The 4834-nt window shown below is 69.8% G+C and carries 5 protein-coding genes; 1 reads left to right on the forward strand and 4 read right to left on the reverse strand.

The window, feature by feature from the left end; translation table 11 throughout:
* Both I71_RS33715 and I71_RS33720 read right to left on the reverse strand, forming a co-directional pair.
* On the reverse strand, nucleotides 1–1512 hold a 1512-nt coding region (locus I71_RS33715), incomplete at its 3' end, for a multicopper oxidase family protein (protein WP_042704576.1).
* A 69-nt stretch (nucleotides 1513–1581) separates the two neighbouring features.
* Nucleotides 1582–1914: a hypothetical protein gene (locus I71_RS33720; protein ID WP_148294442.1), complete on the reverse strand. Its 333-nt coding sequence runs from the start codon at nucleotides 1912–1914 to the stop codon at nucleotides 1582–1584.
* 246 nt (nucleotides 1915–2160) lie between these two features.
* Here I71_RS33720 and I71_RS36730 point away from each other — a divergent pair, with 246 nt between their 5' ends.
* Nucleotides 2161–2370: a hypothetical protein gene (locus tag I71_RS36730; protein WP_083897530.1), complete on the forward strand. Its 210-nt coding sequence runs from the start codon at nucleotides 2161–2163 to the stop codon at nucleotides 2368–2370.
* 5 nt (nucleotides 2371–2375) lie between these two features.
* Here I71_RS36730 and pbpC read toward each other — a convergent pair whose 3' ends face one another.
* A complete protein-coding gene (gene pbpC, locus I71_RS33725; protein WP_083897531.1) occupies nucleotides 2376–4445 on the reverse strand; it encodes a penicillin-binding protein 1C in 2070 nt (689 codons plus the stop codon).
* An 18-nt stretch (nucleotides 4446–4463) separates the two neighbouring features.
* On the reverse strand, nucleotides 4464–4834 hold a 371-nt coding region (locus tag I71_RS33730), incomplete at its 5' end, for a hypothetical protein (RefSeq protein WP_042704582.1).

Here is a 4834-nt window from a genome sequence, read left to right on the forward strand (position 1 = left end):
CCTCGGTCTCATCCCGGTGGCCATGTGCAGCAGGTTGTGGCAGTGCAGCGGCCAGCGCCCGGGATTGTCGGCGTCGAAGGCGACCGTCACGCTGCCCATCATCGGCACCAGCACGGTGTCGCGCACCGCCCCCACCACCGGCCGGCCGTCTATGGCCACGACCTGGAAATGGTGGCCGTGCAGGTGCATGGGATGCGCCATCATCGAGGCGTTCTCGAAGGTCAGCTCCACCCGCTGGCCCTGGCGGACCAGCAGCGGCCGATGCGAGCCGAAGGTCAGCCCGTCAAGGCTCCAGACATACGGCATCATCGACCCGGTCAGCTGCATCCGCCGCGTCAGGTCGGCCGGCCGCGTTGCCAGGGGAGTCACGGCGACCAGTTGCCGTTCCAGCGACAGGTCCAGCGGGTCGGTCGCCGCCTGTCCGGTGGCCGCAACCTTCTCCACCATGGCGCCCGGGGTGGCAAGGATGATGCCGGTGCGCTGCATCGCCCCTTCGCGCAAGGCCAGGATCGGGAAGGCGCCCCCCGCTGCAGGCAGGGTCAGGCGAATGTCCAGCCGCTGGCCCATGCTCATCGCGAAGCGGCTGCCGGTCACCGGTTGCACAAGGTTGCCGTCGGCGGCCATCACCTGCCCGGTCAACCGCCCGAGGTCGAGATGGAAGGCGGTCGATGTGGCGCCGTTGATGACGCGCAACCGTACCCGCCCGCCCCGCTCCACCCGCACCACATCCGGGTCGGCGAGCGTGCGATCGTTGGCGAGATAGGCATCGTACTCGACGTCGTTCAGGTCCATCGCCATGCCGCCGGACATCCCGGCCATCTCATGACCGGATCCGTGATCCATCGAGCCATGATTCATTGCTCCATGATTCATGGCGCCATGGGTCATCTGACCATGCAACATTTGACCATGCTCCATCTGGCCGTGCCCGCCATGATCCATTCCCCCGGCCGGCGCACCGAGTGCGGCCAGCAGGTCCGCCGGGTCGCGGAAGGTGAAATCATGCAGCAGAATGGTGACCTCCTGCTCGTCGGCGCGCAGGTCGTCGGCGCTGCGGACCACCAGCGGGGCAGCCATCAGCAGCTGTTCCTGCATCCCATGATGGGAGTGCATCCAATGGGTTCCGGTGCGCGGTGCGAAGTCGTAGCGGACGGATTCGCCGTTGCGGATCGCCGGCCGGTTCCTATCGATGACGCCGTCCTGGACATAGGGCGGGGTCTGGCCATGCCAGTGGATGACCGCATCCTCCCCCGCTTGGTTGGCGAGATCGAGCAGGAAACGCTGGCCGGGTTCCAGCGTCAGCCCGGGCGTGCCGTCGGGCTGGCGGATGCCAAACACGCTGGCCGCCTTGCCGTTCACCTCAAGCGTGCGGCGGTCGACGGTCAGGCGGAAGGCATCGCCGGCAGCCGGAGCGGCGGCGAGGACGGAGCGGGGAAAGGCCGGAAGCAGGGCGGCACAGCCGCCAGCCACCGCCGTGGACAGCAGACGGCGGCGTGAAAGCGCGAGAGTCATGACGGACTCCGGATGTTTGGAAACGGGATGGCAGAGTGACGGCGCCGCACAGTCAGCGGCGCACCGGCATCATCCCAGACGCGGAGGCGGCAGGTCGGGCCGCACCCCCAATCCCTCGCGCAACGGCCCGGCAGCCCAGGCCAGACGCAGCCCTGCCACACCGACTGGCGACGCCACCTCCGCGCCCGGCAGGGCGACAGCAACGGCGGCGCAGACCATTCCTGCACAGCAGGGCTGCACAGCATGGTGCTGACGACCCGGCATATGGTGGCCGCTGTCCGGCATCCCGATGTCTATGCGATACGGCATATGCGGAGGTGCGGCGACCGCAACCCCGGCCTCCTGGCGCTCATGCGGACAGGCAGCAGCGGCGGCGTCCGACCACAGCAACAGGCCGAGCATCACGAGGACAATCGCCCCCGCGGCACTCGCAAGCCTCCACATTCCATCGGCGACGCACTTCGGCACCGCACCGCTCCCGCTTGGTCTCAGCCTTTTCACATAGGTCTTGCGACGGGGACGGTCAACAGCCTCCGACAGCAGGACAAGCGCCCTACCCATTCAGCTCTAGGCGTTTTCCCGAACATGGAACTGAAACACACCGCCCCTATATTGGCGCTCACCCGAAACCAACAAACCTTTCCCGAGATGTCCGTTTCCACCCGTCCGGCCAACACCCCGCACACCGCGACCCGCCAACTGCATTGCGCCTGCTGCGGCCGCCCCTTCGTCCGTCCGTCCGCACGGGGGCCGGCACCGCTTTACTGCTCGGTGGACTGCCAGAAGCAGATGCGTGTCCGCTCACGGGTGTGGAGCCAGCGCGACGATGCCACCTTCGGATCGAGCCGCGCCTCTTAGAGGCCCTACCGAATCTCGACGGTCGCGCTGTCGCTGCTGCCGTCGGCGTCCAGCACAGTGACCCGCACCACTCCCGGACCGTCCGGACGCCAAACCACCTCACGCGCAATCGGCGATTGGGCCACCCGCCGCCCGTCGATCAGCCAGGACAGCGGACGCCGCCCGCCAGTGGCGGTCAGGGTCATCGGCTCTCCCTTGCCATCCGGCCCCAGGGCCTCCAGCACCATGTCGCTGACCGGGAAGGTCAGGCGTAGCCGGTCGCTCTGACGCGGCCCGGCCAACTCGACCTCGCCCGGGCGCAGGCGGCGCAGCAACTCCGGCGGCACCTCGTTCCTCACCGGGCCGGCGGGACGGCCCCGCTCGGCCGGCAGCCGGTCGAACACCTCGAACAGCAGCGGGGCGGCGGTGTTGCGGCCATAGTGGTCGGGGCTGGGCGTGCCGTCCGGCCGCCCGACCCAGACGCCGACGGTATAGCGCCCGGTTACCCCGAAGGCCCAGGCGTCGCGGAAGCCGTAGCTGGTGCCGGTCTTCAGCGCCACCGGTCCGCTGCCGCGCAGTTCCTGCGCCTGCACCACCCCCGGCGGCGGCGGGGACCCCTCCAGAATCGCCCGCACCTGCTGGGCCGCGGTCGCCGACAGCAGCCGCTGTTCCGTCCCGCCGGCTTCGTCGAGTCTGGTCCGCAGCGGCGCCACCAGCCCGTCGCGCGCCAGCCCGCTGTAAAGCATGGTCATGTCCCAGAGGCTGATCGACGCCCCGCCCAGCGCCACCGGCAGTCCGGGCTGCGCCGTGCCGCTCGGCAGCACCAGCCGGGCGCCGGCCTTGCGCAAAGCCTCGGCGAAGCGCAGCGGCCCGACCCGGTCGAGCACCAGCACCGCCGGCACGTTCAGCGAGCGCTGCAGCGCCTCCATCACCGTCAGGTCGCCGGTGAAACTGCGGTCGAAATTGCGCGGCGCCCAGTCGCCGAAGCGGGTGGAGACGTCGGCGATCTGGGTCAGCGGATGGATGATGCCGTCGTCGAAGCCCAGCCCATAGATAAAGGGCTTCAGCGCCGATCCGGGCGAGCGCACCGCCCGCACCATGTCGATGGGGCCCTGCCGCGTCTCGTCCAGCGCATTGGGGCTGCCGAGATAGGCCAACACGGAACGGTCGCGGTTGTCCACCACCAGCACCGCCAGCCCGGCCTGCGGGTTCAGCGTCTCCGCCGTCCGCCTGCCCAGCGCCTCGACCGCCTGTTGCAGCGTGCCGTCGATGGTGGTGGCGATCTCCGCTTGTCCGGGACTGGCACCACGCAGCCGGTCGGCGAGATGCGGGGCCGACGCCGGCAGAGGCAGCCGGGCCGAGGGCACCGGCAGCGATTTCGCCTCCGCCACCGCCTTGGGCGACAGGGCGCTCGCCTCGGCCACCCGGTCCAGCACCTTGTCGCGCGCCGCGCGCGCCCGGTCCGGATAGCGGTCGGGACGCAGGTGCGAGGGGGCTTGCGGCAGCGAGACCAGCAGCGCCGCCTCCGCCGCGTCCAGCTCCACCGGAGACTTGCCCAGCAGCATCAGCGAGGCGGCCCGAATGCCCTCGATATTCCCGCCATAGGGGGCGAGCGTCAGATACATGCCGAGGATGTCGCGCTTGCTGTAGCGCCATTCCAGCTGGGCCGCGCGCGCCGCCTCGATCAGCTTGGCAGCGAAGGTGCGCGGCCGCGGCTCCAGCAGGCGGGCGACCTGCATGGTGATGGTGGAGGCGCCTGAAACGACCCGCCCCGCCCCCAGATTCTGCCCAGCCGCACGCAGCACCGCCAGCGGATCGACGCCGACGTGGCTCTCGAACCGCCGGTCCTCATAGGCCAGCAGCAGCTCGACGAACAGTGGCGAGACATCGTCCACCGTCGCCGGCAGCCGCCACGCCCCCGCCGCATTGGTGAAGACGCGCAGCGGCTGGCCCTTGCGGTCGGTGACCGTGACCGACAGGTCAGCCAAACGGTCCAGTGGCGGCGGGAACAGCCGGTCGAGCAGCAGGGCCGCCCCGATCAGGGCCGCAACGCCGGCCGTTGCGACTCCCGCCCGCCTTACCCAGACGTTACCCACCCACCCCCGCGCCAATCGTCACTCCGCCGGATGAACCGTGATCCGCCCGGTGGTCTGGCGGGCGAAGAAGCGCGGCTTGTACATGTCCTCCACCGTCGCACCCGGCAGTTCGTAAGTGCCGGGGGTGATGGCGCGGACGATGAAGGCCAGCTTGAAGCTCTGCTGGTCCTCCGTCAGGTCAACCGCGGCGACATAGCGGTCGTCGCGCGCCTCGGTCGTGCGGGTGTAGGTCAGGTCGCCCAGCCACGCCATCTCCTCCGGCGTGCCACCGCCCAGCTTGGCATTCTCGATCTCCCAGCCGGCGGGCAGCGCATGGGTCACCATGCCCTGGTGGAACAGCTTGGTGTTGGCCTCGCCCTCCAGAACGACGACGAACACGTCGTTCTGCT

This window comes from Azospirillum sp. B506 (assembly GCF_000333595.1).
GTDB lineage: Bacteria > Pseudomonadota > Alphaproteobacteria > Azospirillales > Azospirillaceae > Azospirillum.

Bases quoted from the DNA above. Each gene is read 5' to 3' on its own strand.
- I71_RS33720 (WP_148294442.1), bottom strand. From the start codon at position 1,914: ATGCTCGGCCTGTTGCTGTGGTCGGACGCCGCCGCTGCTGCCTGTCCG.
- I71_RS36730 (WP_083897530.1), top strand. From the start codon at position 2,161: ATGTCCGTTTCCACCCGTCCGGCCAACACCCCGCACACCGCGACCCGC.